A 23,973-nucleotide genomic window follows, 5' to 3' on the forward strand; every position below is an offset into this window, starting at 1 on the left:
TTCAGTATACTGTCCCCGGAATTCCCAGAAATCTAGGGGCTATTCAGTATACTGTCCCCGGAATTCCGTAGGGGCTATTCAGTATACTGTCCCCGGAATTCCGCTGTCCCCGGAATTCCGAAAATGGAGAGGTTTTGAACAATGCATGTAGCAATCGACGACACCTACGGCCCGATCACGGCTACTCCCTCCAAATACATTACGGGCGCACGTCGAACCTATGTTGCGGTCGAATTCCCGGACCATGCAGTGGGCGATATCCGCAGGAACATCACCAATTGCCTCGACGAAATTCCCAATTTGTTGGGCATAAATCCGACCGAATTCCACTTCGTTGACATCTACAACCGTTCTAAAGAGTGGAAGGATGTGCCGGACGAGCAGAATCTCAAGATATTTGAATCCTTCGCTCAGATTTATCGAATGTACCGGTGGCGTGTGCATGTCCAAACGGTCGACGACCGAACCCTGTCGGATCATGGATTCCACTTCGACTTGACCGTGGATGGTATAGATTTGCGTGAGAGAGATGGGCAGGCGCTTTTCTTTCTTTTGGTGAAACTTAAGCAACGGGTGCCCCGGCCACCAGAGCGGCTGACGTTGCGCATCGACGCTGGGCGGGCCCAGCCTGGAAAGCCTATCGCGAAGGCTTTATTTAGCGAATGGGGCCCTCATTATGACGGGCAGTACGCGGCGTCGCACCTGGAGCCGCTGATCCAGATCGCAGACTTCCTCGCCTTCAGCATCAATCGCGTCACCCACCTGTCGCTCAAGCCCCAGCGCACCGAACTCGACCTCTGGTTCCTCAACCTCGTCGGCAGTATGGACATACTCTCAGACGACTTGGCGCGCGGCTTGCTACCGCCTAACTTCACTACGACGGATATCGACGATCTCCATTCGGCAGACCGCAAACAAAAGGGTCTTGAGTGACGGGAACTGGCAAACCCGGTCGTTCGAGGCGCTACCTCGGAAAGGCAGCAATGTCCCAGAATCCGCCCTTCAATCAACGGAAAACCAGCCCGCCCCTTACGCAGGCTCACCCTCGGCGGTGATCAGCCAGCGGTCGGTGCCTTCCAGGCCGATGGCGGTCAGTTGGCCGCTGGCGAAGGCGCCGGTGTCGATGCCAATGCGGCAGGGGTGGAGTTCGGGGCCGGGGGTGATCGTGTGGCCGTGGACCACGGCAAAGTCGCGCGGGGCCGGATCGTCCAGGAATTCGCCGCGAATCCAGCGCAGGTCGCCCGGGTTCTGCGCATCGAGCGGCACGCCGGGGCGGATGCCGGCATGGACGAACACATAGTCGCCGATCCGGATCAGGTCTTCCATCGCCTGCATGAAGGCGATGTCGGCGGCGGGCACGCGTTCGGCCATAAGCGCCTGCAGCTCTTCCAGCGTGGTCGGCTGGTACTCTTCGGGCGTGATGGGATAGCTGAACAGCGTTTCGCGCCCGCCAAAGCGCAGAAAATGCCGCAGCGTGTTTTCGTCGGTGAAGGATTTGAGGAACATTTCCTCGTGATTGCCTTGCAGACAGCGCACGGTGCGGTGCCTGCCCCATTCGCGCGCCATGGCGATCACTTGCGCGCTGCCGGGGCCGCGATCGACCAGATCGCCCAGCAGGATCACGGTGGTGCGCGCCGGGGCCCTGGCGGCATCGTCGGCCTCGATGCGGGTGACCATGGTTTCGAACAGATCGGCGCGCCCGTGGATATCGCCCACCGCATAGACCCGCTCACCCGCAGGGATTGCGGTCATGACACGCGCCGGGGCGGGCGCGGGGGTAAACAGGGTGCGCAACGATTTGAACATGATCTGGCCTCTTGTCCATATGGGCCCCGCTGCGCGGCTGGCAAGGGGAAAGCGGGCAGGATGCTTGCAAGGGCAGGCGCTTGCGGTCATGACGCAGGGGTGATCCTCAGCAAATATCTCCCAGTTTTGCACCCTGCGGTCTGGCTGATCGCCTGCGCCGCGCTGGCGCCCGTTTCAGCGCATGCGGGCGACATCGTCGCCCAGCCTTCGCCGTTCAGCCTGTCGGGCTCGGCCGAGGCGCTCAGCCAGTATCGCTTTCGCGGAATTTCGCGATCCGACGGGCAACCGGCGGTACAGGGCGATCTGTCGGTCACCCATACCAGCGGCATCTATGCCGGGGTTACGCTGGCCAGCGAATCGCCCGGCCCGGCGGTCGATCTGGGGCATGGCGAACTGGACGTTTACGCCGGATACGACCATGCGCTGGGCGCCAGCGGGTGGATGCTCGATGTGGGGCTGCGCGGCTATTTCTATGCAGACCGGGCCCATGCCGATCTGGTCGAACTGTCCGCCGCGCTCGATCACCAGATCGGGCCGATCGACGTGCGCGCTGGCGTGGCCTGGGCTCCGCCGCAGGGCGCCTTGGGCCGCACCGCGCCGGGCAACGGCCTGCGCGACAATCTCTATGCTTATGCGCAGGCGCGCGCCGACATTCCCGGCACGCCGTTCAATATCCACGCGCATGCCGGACATACCGCAGGCGGGCTGGATTACACCGGCAGCTATTGGGATTACCGCGTGGGTCTTGGCGCCAGCCGCAAGGCGGTGGGCCTTGATCTGTCGCTGGTCGGCACCAATGTTTCACATGCGGCCGCCCTGGCCGCACCGCAAGGCCCCGCCGCCGATCCCGAAGCCACCTGGCGCGCCGCGCGCCGCGCGGGCGTAATCACTTTGTCCTACCAGTTCTGAACCGGAGTCCCCCCATGACCAAGTTCCTCCATTCGATGATCCGGATCACCGATCCCGATGCCACGATCGCCTTTTTCAACCTGATCGGGCTGGAAGAAGTGCGCCGCTTCGACAGCGAAGCCGGGCGCTTTACGCTGATCTTTCTGGCCGCGCCGGGCCAGGCGGGGGTGGCCGAGGTGGAACTGACCTACAACTGGCCGCCTGCGGATGGCAGCGCCGAAGTCTATGGCAGTGGCCGCAATTTCGGGCACCTGGCGTTCCAGGTCGACAATATCTACGAAACCTGCGCGCGGATCGCCGCCGCCGGGCACATCATTCACCGCCCCCCGCGCGACGGGCACATGGCCTTTGTGAAGAGCCCCGACGGCATTTCGGTCGAACTGTTGCAGGACGGTCGGCTGGACCCCGCCGAGCCCTGGGCCAGCATGGCGAACACCGGCACCTGGTAGATCTGGCTGCATCGCCCGAATTTCTGATAGATTTCAATGTCCGTTCATCCTTCGACGGTTCAGGATGAACGGACTGCGGCAAGCTCGGCAAGGCTGGGAGTTGACAGCCGGCCCCGATAAAATGTAGTCATCGCTATCGAATCACGGTTCCGCGAAAGGGAACGGGCGATGGGCGAGGCTTTGGTACCCGATTTTGCGCGTGGCGCGCGCCCGGTTCAGGACCGGGCGCACCGCACGCGCGAACGGCTGCTCGATGTGGCGGGCGCGCTGCTTGGCGATGTCGGGATCGAGCGCATATCGACCAATCTGGTGGCGCAGCAGGCGGGCGTTACGCCGCCCGCGCTCTATCGCCATTTCCGCAGCAAATATGATCTGCTCGCCGCGCTGGCCGAACGGCTGATGGACCGGCAGAATCAGGTGCTGATCGACTGGCTCGACCGCCGCGCCGCGCAGGGCCTTACCGCGCATCTGCCCGAACTGTTCCGCCTGACCGCGCAAGTCACCGATGCCGAACCGGGCGGGGTGTGGATCGAACGCGCCTTGCGCGCGGTGCCGCAACTGGCGCCGATCCGCATCGCTTCGCACCGCCATGTTACCGATCAGATCGTTGCCGCCATGGCAGAGCCGGGGGAAGACCGCGATGTGCTGTGGCGACGCGTCCGGCTGGCGGTGGAACTGGGCTATGCGGTCGATGAGATGCTCCACGAAGAAGACCGCATAGCCCGCGAAGACCTGTTTGCCGACGCGGCCCGCGCGATCGAGGGGATCTTTGCCATGGGGGTGCCCGGCAATGCGGATTGAACGATACGGCGCGCTGCTGGCCACGGTGTTGCTGGCGTCTTGCCAGGCGGCGCAACCGCTGACCGAGGCGCAGGCGGCGGCGCGCCGGCCCGCCGGGGCGCATCTAGCCGCGCTGTATGATGCATCGTGCCGGTCGTGCCACACGCGGCGCGACAGCGGCGCACCGCTGTCGGGCGATCACACGCAATGGGATGCGCGCTGGGCCAAAGGGCCCGATACGCTGCTGCAACACGCGGTGGCCGGGTACAACGCGATGCCCGCGGGCGGCCAGTGCGCCACGTGCACCGCCGCCGATTACACCGCGCTGATCCGCTTCATGGCCGACCAACGCCAATAGGAGACGATGCATGGGGACGACACGCAGGGCATTGCTGATCGGTGGGGGTGTGGTCGCGGCGGGCGCGGCGGGGCTGGCCGGGCGGCGGGTCTGGCTCGATCGCGAACCGCCCGCATTGCCGGTGATCGACCGGTCGGGGCACTTGCTGTGGCAGAACTGGGCCGCCACCGAACATGCCTATCCGGCCACGCGCGTATCGCCGGCCAGCCCCGACGAAGCCGCGCATCTGTTGCGCACCGCCAAGGGCCCGGTGCGCATGGTTGGCGCCGGGCACAGCTTTACCGCGCTGGTGCCGACCGATGCCACGCTGGTCAGTCTCGACAACCTGAGCGGGGTGCTGGGCCATGATGCCGCGACCGGCCGCGCCAGCGTCGGCGCCGGGACGCGGCTCTATGATCTGGGGCCGCAGCTTGCCGCGATCGGCCAGGAAATGCCGAACCTGCCCGATATCAACAAGCAGACGCTGGCCGGGGCGACCCAGACGGGGACCCACGGCACCGGGCGCGGGTTTACCGCGCTGCACGGCGGGATCGTCGAGTTTGATCTGGCGACGCCGCGCGGCGAGGTGCTGACCTGCAATGCCACCAGCAATCCCGAAGTGTTCAACGCGGCGCGCGTCGGGCTGGGCGCGTTCGGCATCATGACCCGGTTCACGATGCAGAACCACGCGTTGACGCGGGTGAAAAAGGTCACTTCGCTGCGCCCGCGCGAAGAGCTGATCGAGGGGTGGGACGATCTCCAGCGCCGCCATCGCAATGTTGAATTCTATGTCATCCCGTTCAGCCACTGGGGTCAGTTGATCACCCACGACGAAACCACCGAGCCGGTGCGCCCGCGTGGGCCCGATACCGACACCAAAGGCGCGATGGATCTGAAACAGGCGCGCGATCTGTTTGAATTCGCGACGCCCTTGCGGTTCTGGACGGCGGATCACCTGATCGCCGGCATGCCCGACCAGGTGGCGATCGATCAGGGATGGAAACTGCTGTCGAACGAGCGGCCCTTGCGCTTTCGCGAGATCGAATACCATCTGCCGCGCGAAAACCAGATTGCCGCCTTGCGCGAAGTGGTCGATGCGATCGAACGCCATCGCCCCGACGTGTTCATCCCGATCGAGGTGCGCAGCATTGCCCCCGACGATGCCTGGCTGTCGTCATTCCAGGGCCGCGAAAGCGGATCGATCGCGGTGCACGCCTATTACAAGGACGATTACCAGTTCTTCTACACGCTGATCGAACCGATCTTGCGCAGCCATGGCGGGCGCCCGCATTGGGGAAAGCTCAACAGTCTGAAATACGATGATTTTGCCGCGCTCTACCCGCGCTGGAAGGAGGCCCTGGCCGTGCGTGATCACCTCGATCCCGAAGGAAAGCTGCTCAACCCCTATCTGACGCGGGTGCTGCGTCGTGGTTAGGCTGTCGCGCCGCGCGGCGATCGTCGGCGGGGTGGTCGCGTTCGGCGCGGGCGGGCTGGGTGCCGTGCGCAGCAATGACCATGGCGCCGACCACGATGCCTATTTTGCGGGTCTGCAGCGCGCGCTGGCGCAGGCGGCGATTGCCCAGCCGGTGCTGGTGGTCGATGCCGCGCGGCTGGATGCCAATATCGCCCGGCTGCGCGCGGCGGTGGGCATGGCGCATCTGCCCTTGCGCGTGGTGGTCAAATCGCTGCCGTGCCCGACCTTGCTCGACCGGGTGGCCAAAGGGCTCGGCACCAACCGCTTCATGGTGTTCAACGGTGCGATGTTGACGGCGATGCTCGCGCTGCATCCCGACGGCGACTATCTGATCGGCAAGCCGCTGCCTGCGCCACTGGTTGCGCAGATCTATGCCAGCCAGGGCGCGGCGGCGCTGGAGCATGTGCAATGGCTGGTCGATACGCCCGAACGGATTGCCGCCTATGCCGCGATCGCGCGGGCCAATGCCACGCGCATGAAGCTGAGCTTTGAAATCGATGTCGGGTTGCACCGGGGCGGGTTTGCCGATGCGGCGGCCTTGGCCGAAGGGCTGAAGGCGGCCCTGGCGGCGGGCTGTTTCGATGTGGCCGGGCTGATGGGCTATGACGCGCAAGTTGCCAAGCTGGGCAATGGCGATGCCGCCTGGGCCGACGCGCAAGGCCGCTATGCCGCCGCGATCAAGGCGCTGGCGGCGGTGGTGCCGGGCGATCCGCGCGCGCTGACGCTCAATTCGGCGGGCAGCTATACCGTGATGCGCCACACGCGCGGTACGGTTGCCAACGAAGTCTCGGTCGGGTCGGCCTTCGTCAAACCCAACGATTTCGACATTGCCGAAAACGCCGGGCTGATCCCGGCGCTGTTCATCGCCACCCCGGTGATCAAGGCCGGGCACAAGCTCGACTTGCCGGGGCACAGCTATCTCGACGGGCCGCTGGCGTTCATCGATCCCAACACCGCGCAGGCGATCTATATCTTTGGCGGGCACTGGCTGGCCGATCCGGTCTCGCCGCCGGGGTTGCAGACCAGCGATCTGATCGGACTGTCGAGCAACCAGGAATTGCTGACAGCATCGTGGCGCGTGCACGTCAAACCCGATGACAGCGTGTTTCTGCGCCCGCACCAGAGCGAGGCGCTGATGCTGCAATTCGGCGATCTGGCGCTGTATCAACAAGGCCACATCGGCGAACGCTGGCCGGTGTTTCCCGCCTCGGCTTGACATCGCGGCGGCGCGCTTCACACTCGGCATGGTGGGGACCATGCACCATCTTGTGACCCGTCGCGGCGCGGCAGCGGGGATTGGCGCGGCGCTTGTTACCGCCTGCGCGCGCCATCCGCGGGATCCGCATGTGGTGGTGGTGGGCGCCTCGCCCTCGGGCGTGCCGTTCAGCTATGTCGATCCGGTCACCAACCGGTTGACCGGGGCGATGGTCGATATTGCCGCGATGCTGCTGGCGCGGCTGGGCCTGGTGGCGGATTTTCGCATCGTGCCGTTCGCCTCGCTGGTGCCGTCGCTGATGACCGGGCGGATCGACCTGATCGCCGCCGCGATGCTGCGCACCCCTGCGCGTGAGGCGCTGGTCGGCTTTTCCGACCCGGTGTTCGCTTATGCCGGGGGGCTGGCGGTGCGCGGCGATACGGCGGGGCACTTTCCCGATCTGGCCAGCCTGCGGGCTTTGCGCGTCGGTGCACAGCTCGGCACGCGGTTTGTCGACCAGTTGCATGGCGCGGGCGTGGCGCAAGTGGTGACGTATCAGGGGCTGGGCGATATGCTGCGCGATCTGGCGCATGGGCGCATCGATGCCGCCTATGGTGATGCGCCGATCCTGACCACCATCCTGCGCGTGGGTCCGCGCTGGCATCTGCGTATGCCGGGCGAATTTCGCGGACCCGCCAAGGAACAATTGTGCCTGATCGGGCGCAAGGCCGCGCCCTTGCTGGCGCGCATCGATCACCAGTTGGATGGCCCGGCGCGCGCTGGAATTGCGCCAATCCTGTCGCATTGGGGGCTGAACGCGTGATCGGGTTTGTGAACGATGCCCAGGCCTTTTTGCCGGTGCTGTTGCGCGGGTTGCTGGTCACGCTGGAACTGACCGTTTGCGCGCTGACGCTCAGTCTGGCGCTGGGCGTGGTGTGGGTGGTGATGGGCCGCGCGCGGTTTGCCCCGTGGCGCTGGGTCAGCCGCACGGTGATCACCGTGGTGCGCGGCATTCCGATCATCGTGCAACTGTTCTTCATCTATTTCGTGCTGCCCGACTGGGGGCTGGATCTGCCGCCGTTTCTGGCCGGGGTGATCGGGCTGGGTCTGGCCTATTCGGTCTATCAGGCGGAAAACATCCGGGGCGGGATCGGCGCGGTGGACAAAGGCCTGATCGAGGCGGGTGAGGCGCTGGGGATGAACCGGATGACGCTGTGGCGGCGGGTGGTGCTGCCACTGGGGCTGCGCCATGCGCTGCCCTCGATTGGCAATACGATGGTCATGCTGTTGAAAGACACCTCGATCGCATCGACCATCACCATCGCCGAACTGACCCGCGAAGGGCAGTTGCTGGCCATTTCGACGTTCAAGAACGGATCGGTCTATGCGCTGATCGCGCTGCTCTATCTGGCCGCCAGCCTGCCGCTGTCGGGGCTGGTGCGCACGCTCGAACGCAAGGGGCGGCTGGCATGATCACGCTGCGCGGCGTTACCAAGCGGTTTGGCGACCGCACCGTGCTCAAGGGCGTCGATCTCGACGTGGCCAAAGGCGAAGTGCTGTGCCTGATCGGCGGGTCGGGTTCGGGCAAATCGACCATGCTGCGTTGTATCAACGGGCTGGAGCGCCACGACGAAGGGGAGATCACCGTCGGTGGCGTGCGCGTCGATGCGGCGGGGCTGCCCGCGATCCGCCGCCGCGTGGCGATGGTGTTTCAGCGGTTCAACCTGTTTCCCCATCGCACCGTGCTGGACAATGTGATCGAGGCGCCGGTGCATGTGCATCATGAGCCGCCGGATCAGGCGCGTGCGCGGGCGATAGACCTGCTGGCGCGCGTCGACATGGCCGACCATGCGCACAGCCTGCCCTCGGCGCTGTCGGGCGGGCAGCAACAGCGTGTCGGCATTGCCCGCGCGCTGGCGCTGCGGCCAGAGGCGATCCTGTTTGACGAGCCGACGTCTGCGCTCGATCCCGAACGCGTTGGCGAAGTGCTGCGGGTGATGCGCGAACTGGCCGAGGAAGGCATGACGATGCTGATCGTCACGCACGAAATCGGCTTTGCCCGCGAAGTGGCCGACCGGGTCGCGTTTGTCGACCAGGGGGTGATTGCCGAACAGGGCGCGGCGCGCGACGTGCTGACCGCCCCGCAGGCGGCGCGCACGGCGCAGTTTCTGGCGCGCGTGCTGCACAAGGATGGATGACCATGACCGGTTATGGCGCGATATACTGGCTTGACGATTGCGGCGATGATCTGACCCGGCGGCCCGCGCTGGCGGGCGATACCACGGTCGATGTGGCGATCCTGGGCGGCGGGTTTTCGGGGCTGTGGACGGCCTGGTTCCTGTTGCGCGCCAATCCCGATCTGCAGGTCGCGGTGATCGAGCGCGAGTTCTGCGGCTATGGCGCGTCGGGGCGCAACGGCGGCTGGTGCAGCCCACGCTATCCGATGCTGGTCGACGAACTGGAAAAGCATTTCGGGACAGAGGCGGCGTGCGCCACCATCCGCGCGCAGCATGCCATCATCGACGACATTGGCGCGATCATCGCCGAAGAAGGGATCGATGCGCATTTCACGCCTGGCGGGATGTTGTCGGTGGCGCGCACCGCGCGGCAGTGGGCGGCGCTCAAGGCAACTTATGACGGGTATGCACGGCTGGGGCTGGCCGATGACACGCGGCTGCTGACGGCCGACGAATCGCGTGCGCTGATCGACGTGACCGGCGTGCTGGGCGGCATGAAGACCGATTCCGGGGCGTCGATCCACCCGGCGCGGCTGGTGCGCGGGCTGGCGCGCGCGGTCGAACGGCGCGGCGGACGGATCTACGAAAGCACCGCGGTGACCGGGGTGCGCCCCGGCCAGCCCGCCATGCTGGAAACGGCGGGCGGGGTGGTGACGGCGCGGCGCGCGGTGGTGCTGGCGGGAGAGGCCTATCTGTCGGGGCTGTCTGCCTATCATCGCCAGTTGCTGCCGATGTCATCGATGATCGTGGCGACCGCCCCGCTCGATGCGGCCACATGGGATGCGATCGGCTGGCAGGGGTACGAAAGCCTGAGTTCCGGGGCCTACACCAAGGATTATCTGACCCGCACGCGCGACGGGCGCATCCTGTTCGGCAGCCGGGGCGCGCCCTATCTGTTCGGATCGGCGATGCCCGAGGCCGCGCTGGCCGACGCGGCGCTCTATGGCCCGTTGATCGACAATCTGCGGCGCTGGTTCCCGGTCTTGCACGATGTGCCGATCACCCATGCCTGGGGCGGCTATCTCGGCGTGCCGCGCGACGGCATGCCGTCGGTGCATTTCGATCCCGACAGCGGCATTGGCAATGCCTTTGGCTATACCGGGCGCGGGGTGGCCACCACTGCGCTGGCGGGGCGTGCTCTGGCCGGGCTGATCGCGGGGGTGCGCGCCTATGTGCCCGATCTGCCGATGCTGCACGCGCCGGGGCCGAAATGGGAAGTGGAACCGCTGCGCTGGATCGGCGTGCGTTATATCCAGAATGCCTTTGCCCGCATCGACGCCGCCGATTTCCGCAACGGCAGCGTGCCGGTCGATGCCAGGCTGGCCAAGACGCTGGCGCCGATCTGATCCGCCGATGGATGCCGATCTGACCACGGCGTTGCAGGCGGTTGGCGCCCTGATGCGCGCGGCGCGCGACCCGTGGTGGGTGATCACCAGCGCCGCCGTTGCGCTGCACGGAGCCGACGCCGGGCCGGTTGGCGATATCGACGTGCTGTTGAGCGTGGACGATGCGAAATGCATTTTGCCGACGCTTGGTGTCGAGCCCGCAGCGGGGGCGGCCCATCGCGATTTTCGATCAGGCCTGTTCGGCACTTGGCATGGCACCGTGCTACCGGTCGAATTCATGGCCGACTTTGCCTATCGATCCGCCACCGGCTGGATGCCGGTTGAACCGGTAACGCGCCAGCGCATCGACATCGCGGGCACCACACTGTTCGTCCCCGACCGCGCCGAACTGCGCCATCTGTTCCAAGCCTTCGGCAGGCCAAAGGATCTCGCCCGTGCCCGCGCCCTGGGCTGAATCCCAAAAAGCCCCGCCCCTCGGGGCGGGGCTTTTACAAGGTCAGGCCAGCGCCATCAGGCTGGCATTGCCGCCGGCCGCCGTGGTGTTGATCGAAATCGTCGTTTCGCGCAGCAACATCGCGGGGGCATAGCCACCGCCAGCGCACGGCATTTCGGCCGTGACGATCGGGCCGGGCAACGCGGCCAGATTGCCCAGCGCCGCGCGCACAAAGGGGGGTGATCCGGCGACCAGCGCGCGCGCAAAGGGCCCGGCATGGCGCCAGTCGCGCGGGGTCTCGATCCGCGCCAGCAATCCATCGGGCAGGCGCGCGATCAGGTCGGCAACCGGCGCGGCATCGGCCAGCACCACACGGTTGCCCGCCGCCAGCGCCCAGGCGATCTGTTCGATCAGCCCGGCGCGCGTTTCGGCCAGTGCCAGCACGGTCCCGGCAGCCCCCAGCCGATAGCGATTGCGTTCACCGACCGGGCCGGGCAAGTCGATATCATATCCCAGCGGCACATGCGGCAGCGCCGCCCCGCTTAGCGCACACCATGCCGTGGCGGCAGGGTCGCTGGTGCCGCCCGCCAGCGGCAGGTCGGGCACTGGCTGGGCCAGGCGTGTCAGGTACAGCGGCCCGCCGGCCTTGGGCCCGGTGCCCGACAGGCCGTGGCCGCCAAACGGCTGCACGCCGACCACCGCGCCGATGGTGTTGCGGTTGACATAGATATTGCCTGCATGGATCGCCTCGGTCACTTCGCGCAAGGTGGTGTCGAGCCGGGTGTGCAGCCCGAACGTCAGGCCATAGCCCAGCGCGTTGATCGCATCGATCAGGCGCATGCGGTCGGCGCGGGCATAGCGCACGACATGCAACACCGGGCCGAACACTTCGTGCGACAAGTCCGACAACGCGGACAGTTCGATGATCGCCGGCGCCACGAAATGCCCCTGCGCGGTTGCCGGGGGCAGCGCGATGCGGTGCACGGCACAGCCCCTGGCCGCCATCGCCGCGACATGGTTTTCGATGGTCAGCCGCGCCTCGGCGGTGATCACGGGGCCGACATCGTGCGCCAGCACATCTGGCGGGCCCAGGTGCAGTTCGGCCATCGCGCCTTTGAGCATGGTCAGGATGGTGTCGGCAATGTCGTCCTGCAGGCACAGTACGCGCAGCGCCGAACAGCGCTGGCCCGCGCTGTCGAACGCCGAGGCCAGGCAATCGGCAACCACTTGTTCGGGCAAGGCCGATGAATCCACCACCATCGCGTTCTGCCCGCCGGTTTCCGCGATCAGCGTGACCGGGCGCCCCGCAGGCGACAGCCGCAACGACAATTGCCGCTGGATCAGGCGACCGACCTCGGTCGAGCCAGTGAACAGCACCCCGGCAATGGCAGGCGCGGCGACCAGCGCGGCACCGATCGCGCCGTCGCCGGGCACGAGTTGCAGCACATCGGCGGGAATGCCCGCCGCATGGAGCAAGCGCACCGCCTCGGCGGCGATCAGCGGGGTTTCCTCCGCCGGTTTGGCCACCACCGGATTGCCGGCGGCCAGCGCGGCGGCAACCTGGCCGACAAAGATCGCCAGCGGAAAGTTCCATGGCGAAATGCACACCACCGGCCCCAGCGGGGTGCCATCGCTGGCGGCATCGGCGTAATAGCGCAGGAAATCGACCGCTTCGCGCACTTCGCCGACCGCGTTGGCGACCGATTTGCCCGCCTCGCGCACGATCAGGGCGACCAGCGGCGCGATCGACGCCTCCATCGTGTCGGCGGCCCTGCGCAGCATTGCGGCGCGCTGCGCCATCGGCACCGCCGCCCACTGCGGGGCGGCCGCAGCGGCGATGGTCACCGCCGCACGTGCCCCGTCGGGGGTGGTTTCCACCGCATGGCCGACCACATCGTCAAGCCGCGCCGGATTGCGCACTACGCGGGTTGCGCCATGCGCCAGATCGCCGGTCGGCACGGCGCGCCAGGTGCGGTCAGCCTCATAGGCAAATTGTGCCGACAGATCGGCCAGCACCGTCTCGCTCGCCAGATCGAGCCCGGCGCTGTTGCGGCGCGCGCCCAGGATCGCGGGCGGCGCGGCGATCATCGGGTGCGGCTGGCCCAGATCGGGATCGTCGATCGGATCGGCGATCACTTCGGCGATCGGGATGGCCGGATTGGCGATGCGGTTGACGAACGAGGAATTGGCGCCGTTTTCCAGCAGGCGCCGCACCAGATAGGCCAGCAGTGTCTCGTGCCCGCCGACTGGGGCATAGACGCGGCAGGGCCGATCGAGATGGTCCGGCCCCACGACACGCCCGTAGAGCGGCTCACCCATCCCGTGCAGGCACTGGAATTCATAGTCGCCGAGGGCAAAGTCGGGCCCGGCCAGCGCCATGATCGACGCCAGGGTCAGCGCATTGTGCGTGGCAAATTGCGGGAACACCGCGTCGCGTGCCGCCAGCAGGCGCCGCGCGCAGGCCAGATAGGCCAGATCGGTATGGCTCTTGCGCGTATAGACCGGAAAATCGCTCAGCCCGTCGACTTGCGCGCGCTTGATTTCGGCATCCCAATAGGCACCCTTGACCAGCCGCACCATGATCCGGCGCGAAGACCGGCGCGCCAGATCGATGATCCAGTCGATCACCATCGGGCACCGCTTGCCATAGGCCTGGACGACAAAGCCCAGCCCGTCCCATCCCGCCAGATCGGGATCGGTGGCCAGGCTTTCAAGCAGATCGAGGCTCAGTTCCAGCCGGTCGGCCTCTTCGGCATCGATGTTCAGGCCGATGTCGGCGGCGCGCGCCATCAGGCACAAGTCTTTCACGCGCGGCAGCAATTCGGCCATTACGCGGTCTGCCTGCGCGCGGGCATAACGCGGGTGCAGCGCCGACAGCTTGATCGAGATGCCCGGCCCGGCATGAATCCCGCGCCCGGCCGAGGCGGCGCCGATGGCGGTGATCGCGGTGCGATAGTCGGCCATGTACCGCGCGGCATCGGTGGCGGTCATCGCTGCCTCGCCCAGCATGTCATAGCTGTAGGCAAAGCCTTTGGCCTCCATCGCCCGTGCGCGGCCAAGGGCTTCGTCGACGGTGCGCCCGGTGACGAACTGTTCGCCCATCAACCGCATCGCCAGATCGACCCCGGCGCGGATGATCGGTTCACCCGCGCGCGCGATCAGGCGGGTCAGCGCTGCGCCCAGCCCCTGTTCGTCGATGCTGCCGACCAGCTTGCCGGTCACCACCAGCCCCCAGGTGGCGGCGTTGACAAACACCGGGCGCGTGCGGCCCAGATGCGCCCACCAGTCGCCGCCCGCGATCTTGTCGCGGATCAGCGCATCGCGCGTGGCGGCATCGGGAATGCGCAACAGCGCCTCGGCCAGGCACATCAGCGCAACGCCCTCGCTGGTCGACAGGGCATATTCCTGCACCAGATGCTCCACGCCACCCGATGGCGGCGCGGCGCGCAATTCGGAGACCAGTCGGGTCGCCAGCGCAGTGGCCTGTGCGCGTTGGTCGGCGGACAACGTTGCCGCTTCGGCCAGGGCGGCGATGCAGGCGGTTTCGGGCCTGCGTGTGGCAGCGGTGATCGCGGCGCGCAGCGGGGTGGCGGGGCGCAGGGCGGGGGCAAAGGCGGTGAAGCTGGGCATGGCCAGATGATACCATGCGCCAAAAAAGCAATCTGCCTTGTTTGTCTTGCAGAGATGTACGTGATACCTGAAATTATGGTACAGATCAGGTATTATGGCTGATAATTTTTCCAAAAACAGGCAACTTGATGCCTTTGACCTGAAAATCCTTGGCGTTCTGGCGCATGACGGGCGGATCGCGGTGACCGATCTGGCCGCGCGCGTCGGTTTGTCGCGCACGCCGTGTCAGCAGCGGCTGACGCGCTTGATCGAGACGGGGGTGATCCTGGGCTTTCGCGCGGTGATCGATCCGCGTCCGCTGGGGCTCGACCATATCGCCTATACCGAAGTGAAGCTGTCCGACACGCGCGAGGCGGCGCTGCAGGATTTCAACCGCGCGGTGCGCGCGATCGACGAAGTCGAAGAATGCCACATGATCGCCAGCAGTTTCGACTATCTGCTGAAAGTGCGTACCGCCAATATCGCCCGGTTCCGTGCGGTGCTGGGCGAAAAGATCTCGCGCCTGCCGCATGTCACCTCGACTTCGACGTTCGTGGTGATGGAGGCGGTCAAGGACAGCGCCAGTCCCCAAAAAGGATGACAATCGGCGGCGCCTGGCTTATCGGACCGGGATCATGCATCGCTTGCGCGCCTTTTTCCTGCGTCACCGCGCCACGGCCTTTGCCGTGATCGCGCTGGCCCTGGCGATGAAAGTGCTGTTGCCCGCAGGGACGATGGTCGGCGGCAGTGCCCATATGCTCACCGTGCAGATCTGCGATGGCTATGGCGATGCGGCGCACGATGCGGCCTTGTCGGTGGCAATCCCGATCAAGGGGCACAGCGACACCGGCAAGGGCGGGCCCGACCATCAGGCTTGTCCGTTTTCGGCGCTTGGCCATGCCGCGCTGACCGGCGCGGACCCGGTATTGCTGGCGGCAGCGCTGGCGTTCATTCTGGTGCTGGGGCTTGCCGCGTCGATTGCGCCGGCGCCGCGCCCGCAATTCCGGCTGCGCCCGCCGTTGCGCGCCCCTCCCGCGCTGGGCTGAACCGCCGATCCGGGCTGTCTTCGGGGCAGTTCACGATAGGCCACAAGACCAGTGCGCGCCGAACAACGGCGCCGATCCGACCGACAAGTGAGCCCGGCCTGTCCGGCACTTGCGGTCACACCCGGGATATCATGAGGGTTCAATGACCAGATTTGCACGTAACAGCGTGGCCGGCCTTGTGCTGCTGGCCGGTGTTTCGCCCGTCGCCGCGATGGCCTGCGCCTGCGGATGCGGTATTTTCGATGCCGGGGTCACGTCGATCACCCCGCAAGATTCGGACAGCGGGCTGTCGGTGTTTGCCCGCTATTCCTACATGGATCAGGACCAGAACCGCGAGGCGGGCCATGCCGCCAGCCCCGACGACAATTCGGACAAGCGCATCCAGACCGATTTCTACACGCTGGGCGTCAACTATGTGATCAACCACAAGTGGATGGTGATGGCCGAATTGCCGCTGTATCAGCGCAAGTTCACCACCACCGGCGCCGATACCAATGGCAATCCGGTGGTGGAAACCGTGCCGCTGACCGATCTGGGCGATGCGATGATCCGCGTCGATTACACCGGCTTTGCCCCCGACATGTCGACGGGCCTGGGGATCGGGATCAAGCTGCCGACCGGGCGTTATACCAGCCCGATGGATCAATATGGCGGCTATCCCTACGATCGCGATTCGCTGCCCGGCACCGGCAGCACCGATCTGGAAGTCAACGGCTACCACGTCGGGCATCTGGGCGGCGGCGCGCGTTGGTTTGTCCAGGCGCAGTACAAGTTCGCGGTGGCCACGCGCGATGGCTATCGCCCGGGCAACGAAGTCGATGGCGGGCTGGGGCTGACTTATGACTTGCCTGCGGGCCAGTCGATCGTGTCGCCCACGCTGCAATTGCTCGGTTCGGTGCGCGCGCATGACAGCGGACCCGAAGCCGATCCGCTCAATTCTGGGTATCAACGGCTGCTGCTGGCGCCGGGCGTGCGGGTGCAGATCACGCGCAAGCTGTCGGTCTATGGCGACGTCGCCTTTCCGATCGCGCAATATACCAATGCCGCCAGCTCGGTGGCGATCGAAGGCACCTCGGGCCAGTTGGCGGCCAAGGCGCTGTTCAAGCTGCAGGTCAATTACGGGTTCTGACCGGCTCGAAAAAAGGGCCGGCGGCTGGTTCAGCCGCCGGCCAATAAGTGTGATGCGATCAGCGACCGACGGGGTCGAGGTCGGCGCTGTCACGATCAGCATCGCCCGGTCCGAGGGTGGGACCGACTGGCAATGTGACCAATGCATCGCAATGCGAATTATCGCGGAACACGCTATCGGCGCAGCCTCGGAATCTACGCGTCGGATTTGAGGTTCGCGGCTCTATCGTCCCACAAACATGAAGCCGACCGCGCCGACCAGACAGGCAAATGCGGCAAAGTGGCGCCATTGCAAGGGTTCGCCCAGCACCACCACCATGAACACGCCAAAGATCACCAGCGCGATCACTTCCTGCACGATCTTGAGCTGACCCGCGCTCCACCCGGCGGCAAACCCCGCCCGGTTGGCGGGTATGGCCAGGCAATATTCAAAGAACGCCAGGCCCCAACTGATCGCGATGACCACCGGCAGCGATCGCGCCTCGGCCACGGCCACGCCGCCGCGCAAGTGCCAATACCACGCGGTGGTCATGAACGTGTTCGATGCGATCAACAGCAGGATGGTCTGCATGGGCCAGCCTTTCAGCGAGTGGGCACGGGAACCTCGCCGCTGTAATCATAGAAACCGCGCCCGGTCTTGCGACCCAGCCAGCCCGCCTCGACATATTTCGCCAGCAGTGGGGCGGGGCGGTACTTGCTGTCGCCGGTCGAATTGAGCAGCACGCGGGTGATTTCGAGGCAAGTGTCCAGCCCGATGAAATCGGCCAGCTCGAGCGGACCCATCGGGTGGTTGAGCCCCAGTCTGATGCCCTTGTCGATATCGGCCACGCTGGCGGTGCCATTGCCCAGCACAAAGCAGGCCTCATTGAGCATCGGCATCAGGATGCGGTTGACGATAAAGCCCGGCTCGTCCTGCGACAGCACGATTTCCTTGCCCAGCGGCCCGGCGGCAAAGGCGCGCACGGCCTCGACGGTGGCGGGCGCAGTGGCGAGGCCGGGAATGATTTCGACCAGTTTCATCACCGGCACCGGGTTGAAGAAATGCACCCCGACAAACCGCGCCGGATCGGTGGTGGTGGCCGCCATCCGGGTGATCGGGATCGAACTGGTGTTCGACGCCAGGATCGCATGGGGCGCCAGCACTTTGCCGGCCGCCGCGAAAATGCGCGCCTTGATCTCTTCGCGCTCGGTCGCCGCTTCGATGATCAGGTCGGCTTCGGCCATCGGCGCATAGTCGGCGACCGGCTGGATCAGCGCGACGGCGGCTTCGGCGGCGGCGGCGGTGATCTTGTCCTTTTCGACCAGCCGGGCCAGGCCTTTGGCGATCTTTGCCTTGGCCTTTTCCGCCAGCGCCAGATCGACGTCGCACAACAGCACGGCAATCCCGGCCTGCGCGGTCACCTGGGCAATTCCTGCGCCCATCTGGCCCGCGCCGATCACACCCACTTTGTTCATCACCAACTCCCGTGCAGACGATTCCATGCGCCGCCTTTGCCAGAACCGGGACACGCCGTCATGGGGCAGGGGATGTTTTTATGCGCGCGAGGCGCCGGGCACCCACAGCGGATCATCACCCGCGTTGATCGCGCGGGCGAGCACGAACAGATAGTCCGACAGCCGGTTGACATAGGCGCAGGCGCAGGGGTTGACCGGCTCGGCACTGGCCAGTGCGGCAATCGCGCGTTCGGCACGCCGGGCGATCGCGCGGGCCAGGTGGACGCGCGCCGCCGCTTCGCTGCCGCCGGGCAGGATAAAGCTGGTCAGCGGCGGCAAGGCGGCGTTGTGGCGGTCGATCGCCGTCTCCAGCCAGTCGATTTGCCTGGCAACAATCCGCAGCACCATGTCGGTCGGGGCAAAATCGGGCGTGTCGAACGCGCCGAGCGGGGTCGCCAGATCGGCGCCCAGATCGAACAGGTCGTTCTGGATGCGCAACAGCTCGGCATTTATCGCAGGCGCAACCATGAGCGTGGCCAGCCCGACCGCGCTGTTCAGTTCATCGATTTCGCCGATCGCGGTCATGCGCGCATCGTGCTTGGCGCGACGCGAGCCGTCGACCAGCCCGGTGGTGCCATCGTCGCCGGTACGCGTGTAGATCTTGTTCAGTTTTACCAAGGCCCTGGCCTACTTGTGGCCGCCGAGCGCCATCAGGATCGCCACCACAACGATCGCCAGCCCCTGGTACTTGATGCGGTTGAACATCATCCGGTTCTGCAGCATCTGCATTTTCAGCAGCGCCTCATCGCCGCCTTCGAGCCCGGCACGGGTGGTCTGCATGAACGCGACGATGCCGCGCACCAGCGACCAGACCACCAGGCCCATCAGCACGATCAGAACGGGAACCAGGATGTATGTCATGGGGACCGGTCTACGTATTCGGACAGCGAAATGCCAGTGTCAAATAGGGCGGCGCGCAAGGTCGCGGCGACCGCGTGTCCGTTTTCGCCCGCACGCCGCCGCGCGGCCAGCGCATCGGCTCCGCGCCGCTTGGCCAGCTTCCGCCCGTCCGCCTCGACCAGCACGCGATGATGGTGCCACACCGGTTCGGGCAGGCCGAGCAGAACCTGCAACAGGCGATGGACATGGCTGGCGGCAAACAAGTCGGCGCCGCGCGTGACCACGCTGACCCCGTCGGCGGCATCATCGAGCGTGGCGGCCAGATGATAGCTGGCCGGGGCATCCTTGCGCCACAGCACGACATCGCCGAACAGATCGGGCCGCGCCACGTGCAGCCCGCGCCGTTCATCGCGCCAGGTCAGCGGTCCGGCCAGATCCATGGCCTGTTCCATGTCGAGCCGCCAGACCGCATCGGGCCCTGGCGGCACCGGATCGCGCAGGCAGGTGGACGGGTAGACCGGGCCATCGGGCCCCATGCGCCGCGCCGTGCGGGCAATGTCGGTCCGGGTGCAGCGGCACGGATAGACCAGCCCCATGATCATCAGGGATTCGAGCGCCTGACGGTATTGTGCGATGCGGGTCGATTGCGCGGGCACCTCGCGCCAGGTCAGACCAAGCCAGGCCAGGTCTTCGCGAAATTCGTCGGCCCATTCGGCACGGCTGCGCGCGCCATCGATATCCTCGATCCGCAACAGCATTTCGCCGCCATCGGCCCGGGCACGGTCGTGCGCAATGATTGCGGCATAGGCATGGCCAAGGTGCAGCGGCCCATTGGGGCTGGGGGCAAAGCGGGTGGTGGTCACCACCGCTCTATCGGGCGATTGGCCCGCAAATGCAAAACGGCCGGCCAGTGAGGCAAGGAATTGCCCCCAAAGGCCAGCCGCCGTGCGGAAAGATCGGTTGCCGAACCGTGGTTCGTCAAGGCAGGCCGCCCGGTATGAGCCGGGTTTGGTGGCCAGACGCTTAGACGAGCGTGGCGGTGAACATCAGGCCGCTGATCCCAGCGGCGAGAATGATCGGCAGCACGATAGTCGTAATGCTGCGCATAGTGTCCTCCAAGTAATGAGGCACTTTCAGGCAGTCTCCCAAGTTCGGCGCGCCGGCAGGGTGAATCGCACAGAGCAACTGAACGAGGCCGCATCTACGTCAAATGGCGTATATGACAATTGCTCATAAGGCGCGTCCGGTTGCATTTTGTGCAACTGCCGGTCTTTGGCACTGTTTGTGTGCCGACGCGTTCGCGTCGGCGCGCCGGTGCGGCCTCTTCCAAATTCCCGCAGCCCGATAACCCTCCGGCTGGACAGCGGCGGTGTGCATCTCTATCGGCTGGCCATGTCCATAGAGCCCAGCGAATCCATCCTCATTGTCGATTTCGGCAGCCAGGTAACCCAGCTGATCGCGCGCCGCGTGCGCGAGGCCGGGGTCTATTCCGAGATCGCCCCTTACACCCAGGCCGAGGCAGCATTTGCCCGCATGAAGCCCAAGGGGATCATCCTGTCGGGTTCGCCCGCCAGCGTGCCCGCCGATGGCAGCCCGCGCGCGCCGCAAGTGCTGTTCGACAGCGGATTGCCGATTCTGGGCATCTGTTATGGCCAGCAGGTGATGAGCCAGCAACTGGGCGGGCAGGTCGAACCGGGCGATTCGGGCGAATTTGGCCGCGCGTTCCTGACCGTGACCGAGCCCTGCGTGCTGTTCGACGGGCTGTGGCAAGTGGGCGAACGCCATCAGGTGTGGATGAGCCATGGCGACAAAGTCACGCAATTCGCCCCCGGTTTCCGCATTGTCGCGGTGTCCGACGGCGCGCCCTTTGCGGTGATCGCCAACGATGAACGCAAATATTACGGCACCCAGTTCCACCCCGAAGTGGTCCACACCGCCGATGGCGGCAGGCTGATCGCCAATTTCGTGCGCCATGTCTGCGGGTGCGAAGGCACCTGGACGATGGCCGAATTCCGCAAGACCAAGATCGCCGAAATCCGCGCCCAGGTTGGCAGCTCGCGGGTGATCTGCGGGTTGTCGGGCGGGGTCGATTCGGCAGTGGCGGCGGTGCTGATCCACGAGGCGATCGGCGATCAGTTGACCTGCGTGTTCGTCGATCACGGGCTGATGCGGCTGGGCGAGGCCGAACAAGTGGTCGGCCTGTTCCGCAACCATTACAACATCCCGCTGGTCCACCACGATGCTTCGACGCTGTTTCTGAACGGTCTGGCCGGGGTCACCGACCCCGAGGCCAAGCGCAAGTTCATCGGCAAGACCTTCATCGACGTGTTCGAACAGGAGGCGCGCCAGGTCGGCGGGGCCGATTTCCTGGCCCAGGGCACGCTCTATCCCGATGTGATCGAAAGCGTGTCGTTCACCGGCGGGCCGTCGGTGACGATCAAGAGCCACCACAATGTCGGCGGGTTGCCCGAACGCATGAACATGCAACTGGTCGAACCCTTGCGCGAACTGTTCAAGGACGAAGTGCGCGCATTGGGCCGCGAATTGGGCCTGCCCGATATTTTTGTCGGTCGCCACCCGTTCCCCGGGCCGGGCCTGGCCATCCGCATCCCCGGCGAAGTCACGCGCGAACGGTGCGACATCTTGCGCAAGGCCGATGCGGTCTATCTCGACGAAATCCGCAAGGCCGGATTGTACGATGCGATCTGGCAGGCGTTTGCGGTGCTGCTGCCGGTGCGCACGGTGGGCGTGATGGGCGATTTCCGGACTTATGATTCGGTCTGTGCGCTGCGCGCGGTCACCTCGACCGACGGCATGACCGCCGATATCTATCCGTTCGATGCCGCGTTCCTGGCCCGCGTGGCCACGCGCATCGTCAACGAGGTGAAGGGCATCAACCGCGTCGTCTATGACTATACGTCAAAGCCGCCCGGCACGATCGAGTGGGAATAGGTCCGACCTGATTCAAAAGAAGCGGGCTTGCGCGCCTTCGTGTTCGAGCAGCCATTGCTTGCGCGGCAGACCGCCGCCAAACCCGGTGAGTGCGCCGTTGGCCCCGATCACGCGGTGGCACGGCACGACGATCGCGACCGGATTGGCGCCATTGGCCAGCCCGACCGCGCGACTTGCGCCGGGTGAGCCCAATTGCCGCGCCAGCGCGCCATATGTCGCGGTGTGCCCGGCAGGAATTGTGCGCAGGGCCGCCCACACGCTGCGTTGAAACGCGGTGCCCCCGGTTTCGACCGGGATCGCCGCCAGCGCGCCGAAATCACCCTCGAAATAGCGCTGCAACGCCTGTGTTGTGCGATGTGGGGCGGGGGCATCGGCCAGGGTGAACGGGCCATAGTGCAGCCGCAACAGACGGTGCATGCGGTCTTCATAATCGCCGAAATCGAGCGCGCGCAGAACGTGCGCGTCGTCGTGCACCAGCAGAATCGTGCCGACCGGCGCGGCAAAGCGGCTGAGCAGCAGGGGGGTCATCGTGGTGCATCCTCTTGCCAGCCGCCGCCGAGCGCCTTGACCAGTGCGGCATAGGCCTCGAACGCGGATTCGTGGGCCTGAATGGCCGCGCGCTGCACTGTGGCAAAGGTCGACTGCGCCTGCAACAGCGCCAACCGGTCGTCTTCGCCCGCCGCAAAGCGTTGATGCGCAAGGTCGAGCGAACGGGCGCTGGCGGCCAGCGCGGCATCGCGTTCGGCCGCCGTGGTCTGCCACGCGGCGTAGCGGTTGATGGCGGTTTCGCTGTCGGCCAGTGCGGCCAGCACGGCCTTGGTATAGCGCGCGGCGGCCTGGTCGGTGCGGGCATCGGCGGCGCGGATCTGCGCGCGGATGCGCCCGCCATCGAACAGTGCCCAGGTGAACCGGGGCCCCACCGCAAAACCCAGACTGTTGCCAGTGGCAAGATTGCCCAGCGCGCGCGATTGCGGGTCAATCCCGCCGGCCAGGCTCAACCGGGGATAGAGATCGGCAGTGGCCACCCCGACATTGGCGGTGGCGGCGGCCAGATCGGCCTCTGCCGCGCGCACGTCGGGGCGTCGGCGCAGCATGTCGGCCCGCGTGCCGGGCGCGACATTGGCGGGCAGAATCGGCAGCGCGGCAGGGGTGTCGATCAACGACGACAGCGCTTCGGGCGGGCGTCCGGTCAACAGCGCGAGGGTGAACACGGCGGCATGGGCATCGGCCTCCAGCCCGGCGATCGGCGCATGGGCGGTGCGCGCCGCTTCGCGCGCACGTGTTTCATCGCCTCGCGCGGATTCGCCCGCCTGCAACCGTTGGCGGGTGATCTGCGCGGTGTCGGCCTGTGCCGCGGCATCGGCGCGCGTGGCGATCAGCAGCGCCTGGCTGCCGCGCAACTGGGCATAGGCGCGCACCACTTCGGCCACGGTCTGCAACCGCACGTCGCTGGCACGCGCATGTGCGGCCTCGATCTGGCGCCGGGCCGATTGCACCGCGCGGCGCTGGCCGCCCCACAAGTCGATTTCCCACGAAGCGTCGAAGCCTGCGTCATAGAGCGCGAAATTGCGTCGATAACCGGGCAGGTCGCCCACCGGGAATTCGCCGTTCAGGCTGGTGCGGTTCTGCTGTGCCGATCCGCTGAGCGTGGCCTGCGGCGCACCGTTGGCGCGGGTCACGCCAAGCGCGGCACGCGCCTCGCGCAAACGACCCTCGGCCTCGGCGATGTCGGGATTGGCGGCCAGCGCGCGGGTGATCAGATCGGTCAGCACCGGATCGCCGAGTTTTAACCACGGCATCAGATCGATATCGGCACCTTGCGCCGGCGTGGTCCACGCGGCCTGTTCGCCCGCCACGGTGGGGCGCTGATAGTCGGGCCCGACGGTGCAGGCGGTCATCACCAGGGGCAGACAGGCAGCAAGCAAGCGGCGCATCGGG

Annotated in this window: 25 protein-coding genes; 16 read left to right on the top strand and 9 right to left on the bottom strand. The window is 66.1% G+C overall.

Annotated features, from left to right (window positions below):
• The first annotated feature begins 141 nt into the window (after nucleotides 1-141).
• Nucleotides 142-933, top strand: a complete 792-nt coding sequence (locus tag AQZ49_RS06810) for a hypothetical protein (protein ID WP_067614323.1) — start codon at nucleotides 142-144, stop codon at nucleotides 931-933.
• Between the two features lie 96 nt (nucleotides 934-1,029).
• Here AQZ49_RS06810 and AQZ49_RS06815 read toward each other — a convergent pair whose 3' ends face one another.
• Nucleotides 1,030-1,806, bottom strand: coding sequence for a metallophosphoesterase family protein (locus AQZ49_RS06815; RefSeq protein ID WP_067614324.1), 777 nt, complete (start codon nucleotides 1,804-1,806; stop codon nucleotides 1,030-1,032).
• Nucleotides 1,807-1,866: 60 nt separating this feature from the next.
• Here AQZ49_RS06815 and AQZ49_RS06820 point away from each other — a divergent pair, with 60 nt between their 5' ends.
• From AQZ49_RS06820 to AQZ49_RS06870, 11 genes are all read left to right on the top strand, one after another.
• Nucleotides 1,867-2,715 carry a TorF family putative porin gene (locus tag AQZ49_RS06820; protein ID WP_082701620.1) on the top strand — a complete coding sequence of 283 codons (849 nt, stop codon included), beginning with the start codon at nucleotides 1,867-1,869 and terminating at the stop codon, nucleotides 2,713-2,715.
• A gap of 14 nt (nucleotides 2,716-2,729) precedes the next feature.
• Nucleotides 2,730-3,164, top strand: a complete 435-nt coding sequence (locus AQZ49_RS06825; RefSeq protein WP_067614328.1) for a VOC family protein — start codon at nucleotides 2,730-2,732, stop codon at nucleotides 3,162-3,164.
• A 168-nt stretch (nucleotides 3,165-3,332) separates the two neighbouring features.
• Complete coding sequence (locus AQZ49_RS06830) at nucleotides 3,333-3,965, top strand: TetR/AcrR family transcriptional regulator (protein ID WP_067614330.1); 633 nt, start codon at nucleotides 3,333-3,335, stop codon at nucleotides 3,963-3,965.
• Entirely contained in the window at nucleotides 3,955-4,302 is a 348-nt protein-coding gene (locus AQZ49_RS06835) for a c-type cytochrome (protein WP_067614332.1), read from the top strand. The genes AQZ49_RS06830 and AQZ49_RS06835 overlap by 11 nt, the downstream gene beginning before the upstream one ends.
• Before the next feature lie 10 nt (nucleotides 4,303-4,312).
• Nucleotides 4,313-5,716: a D-arabinono-1,4-lactone oxidase gene (locus AQZ49_RS06840; protein ID WP_067614334.1), complete on the top strand. Its 1,404-nt coding sequence runs from the start codon at nucleotides 4,313-4,315 to the stop codon at nucleotides 5,714-5,716.
• Nucleotides 5,709-6,971 carry an alanine racemase gene (locus AQZ49_RS06845; protein ID WP_067614336.1) on the top strand — a complete coding sequence of 421 codons (1,263 nt, stop codon included), beginning with the start codon at nucleotides 5,709-5,711 and terminating at the stop codon, nucleotides 6,969-6,971. Before AQZ49_RS06840 ends, AQZ49_RS06845 begins: the two co-directional genes overlap by 8 nt.
• Before the next feature lie 40 nt (nucleotides 6,972-7,011).
• Nucleotides 7,012-7,773: an ABC transporter substrate-binding protein gene (locus AQZ49_RS06850; protein WP_197410961.1), complete on the top strand. Its 762-nt coding sequence runs from the start codon at nucleotides 7,012-7,014 to the stop codon at nucleotides 7,771-7,773.
• Nucleotides 7,770-8,423 carry an amino acid ABC transporter permease gene (locus tag AQZ49_RS06855; RefSeq protein WP_067614340.1) on the top strand — a complete coding sequence of 218 codons (654 nt, stop codon included), beginning with the start codon at nucleotides 7,770-7,772 and terminating at the stop codon, nucleotides 8,421-8,423. The genes AQZ49_RS06850 and AQZ49_RS06855 overlap by 4 nt, the downstream gene beginning before the upstream one ends.
• A complete protein-coding gene (locus AQZ49_RS06860; protein WP_067614342.1) occupies nucleotides 8,420-9,148 on the top strand; it encodes an amino acid ABC transporter ATP-binding protein in 729 nt (242 codons plus the stop codon). Before AQZ49_RS06855 ends, AQZ49_RS06860 begins: the two co-directional genes overlap by 4 nt.
• Nucleotides 9,149-9,150: 2 nt before the next feature.
• Nucleotides 9,151-10,533: an NAD(P)/FAD-dependent oxidoreductase gene (locus AQZ49_RS06865; protein ID WP_231738996.1), complete on the top strand. Its 1,383-nt coding sequence runs from the start codon at nucleotides 9,151-9,153 to the stop codon at nucleotides 10,531-10,533.
• A 7-nt stretch (nucleotides 10,534-10,540) separates the two neighbouring features.
• Nucleotides 10,541-10,987, top strand: a complete 447-nt coding sequence (locus AQZ49_RS06870) for a hypothetical protein (RefSeq protein WP_231738999.1) — start codon at nucleotides 10,541-10,543, stop codon at nucleotides 10,985-10,987.
• 42 nt (nucleotides 10,988-11,029) lie between these two features.
• Here the strand turns inward: AQZ49_RS06870 and putA are convergent, their stop codons facing one another.
• Nucleotides 11,030-14,596, bottom strand: coding sequence for a bifunctional proline dehydrogenase/L-glutamate gamma-semialdehyde dehydrogenase PutA (putA, locus tag AQZ49_RS06875; protein WP_067614347.1), 3,567 nt, complete (start codon nucleotides 14,594-14,596; stop codon nucleotides 11,030-11,032).
• A gap of 94 nt (nucleotides 14,597-14,690) precedes the next feature.
• On the opposite strand from putA, the gene AQZ49_RS06880 reads away from it, so the two are divergent.
• From AQZ49_RS06880 to AQZ49_RS06890, 3 genes are all read left to right on the top strand, one after another.
• On the top strand, nucleotides 14,691-15,176 hold the full coding sequence (locus tag AQZ49_RS06880; RefSeq protein ID WP_067614349.1) for an Lrp/AsnC family transcriptional regulator: 486 nt from the start codon (nucleotides 14,691-14,693) through the stop codon (nucleotides 15,174-15,176).
• A gap of 34 nt (nucleotides 15,177-15,210) precedes the next feature.
• Nucleotides 15,211-15,621, top strand: a complete 411-nt coding sequence (locus tag AQZ49_RS06885) for a DUF2946 family protein (protein WP_067614351.1) — start codon at nucleotides 15,211-15,213, stop codon at nucleotides 15,619-15,621.
• A gap of 142 nt (nucleotides 15,622-15,763) precedes the next feature.
• Nucleotides 15,764-16,750 (top strand): hypothetical protein, encoded by a 987-nt coding sequence (locus AQZ49_RS06890; RefSeq protein WP_067614352.1) that lies wholly within the window; start codon nucleotides 15,764-15,766, stop codon nucleotides 16,748-16,750.
• A gap of 222 nt (nucleotides 16,751-16,972) precedes the next feature.
• Here the strand turns inward: AQZ49_RS06890 and AQZ49_RS06895 are convergent, their stop codons facing one another.
• From AQZ49_RS06895 to gluQRS, 5 genes are all read right to left on the bottom strand, one after another.
• Nucleotides 16,973-17,320 (bottom strand): DMT family protein, encoded by a 348-nt coding sequence (locus AQZ49_RS06895; RefSeq protein ID WP_067614354.1) that lies wholly within the window; start codon nucleotides 17,318-17,320, stop codon nucleotides 16,973-16,975.
• Nucleotides 17,321-17,331: 11 nt separating this feature from the next.
• On the bottom strand, nucleotides 17,332-18,204 hold the full coding sequence (locus AQZ49_RS06900; RefSeq protein WP_067614913.1) for a 3-hydroxybutyryl-CoA dehydrogenase: 873 nt from the start codon (nucleotides 18,202-18,204) through the stop codon (nucleotides 17,332-17,334).
• Nucleotides 18,205-18,282: 78 nt separating this feature from the next.
• Nucleotides 18,283-18,861 (bottom strand): cob(I)yrinic acid a,c-diamide adenosyltransferase, encoded by a 579-nt coding sequence (locus AQZ49_RS06905; protein WP_067614356.1) that lies wholly within the window; start codon nucleotides 18,859-18,861, stop codon nucleotides 18,283-18,285.
• Between the two features lie 9 nt (nucleotides 18,862-18,870).
• Complete coding sequence (locus tag AQZ49_RS06910) at nucleotides 18,871-19,104, bottom strand: HIG1 domain-containing protein (protein WP_067614358.1); 234 nt, start codon at nucleotides 19,102-19,104, stop codon at nucleotides 18,871-18,873.
• Nucleotides 19,101-19,946: a tRNA glutamyl-Q(34) synthetase GluQRS gene (gene gluQRS / locus AQZ49_RS06915; RefSeq protein WP_067614914.1), complete on the bottom strand. Its 846-nt coding sequence runs from the start codon at nucleotides 19,944-19,946 to the stop codon at nucleotides 19,101-19,103. The genes AQZ49_RS06910 and gluQRS overlap by 4 nt, the downstream gene beginning before the upstream one ends.
• Nucleotides 19,947-20,475: 529 nt before the next feature.
• Here gluQRS and guaA point away from each other — a divergent pair.
• Nucleotides 20,476-22,035 (top strand): glutamine-hydrolyzing GMP synthase, encoded by a 1,560-nt coding sequence (gene guaA / locus AQZ49_RS06920; RefSeq protein WP_067614915.1) that lies wholly within the window; start codon nucleotides 20,476-20,478, stop codon nucleotides 22,033-22,035.
• A 12-nt stretch (nucleotides 22,036-22,047) separates the two neighbouring features.
• Here the strand turns inward: guaA and AQZ49_RS22925 are convergent, their stop codons facing one another.
• Both AQZ49_RS22925 and AQZ49_RS06930 read right to left on the bottom strand, forming a co-directional pair.
• Nucleotides 22,048-22,563: a methylated-DNA--[protein]-cysteine S-methyltransferase gene (locus AQZ49_RS22925; RefSeq protein WP_067614361.1), complete on the bottom strand. Its 516-nt coding sequence runs from the start codon at nucleotides 22,561-22,563 to the stop codon at nucleotides 22,048-22,050.
• A complete protein-coding gene (locus AQZ49_RS06930) occupies nucleotides 22,560-23,969 on the bottom strand; it encodes an efflux transporter outer membrane subunit (protein ID WP_067614362.1) in 1,410 nt (469 codons plus the stop codon). The genes AQZ49_RS22925 and AQZ49_RS06930 overlap by 4 nt, the downstream gene beginning before the upstream one ends.
• Nucleotides 23,970-23,973 lie beyond the last annotated feature (4 nt).

The organism is Novosphingobium sp. FSW06-99, from assembly GCF_001519065.1.
Lineage (GTDB): Bacteria > Pseudomonadota > Alphaproteobacteria > Sphingomonadales > Sphingomonadaceae > Novosphingobium.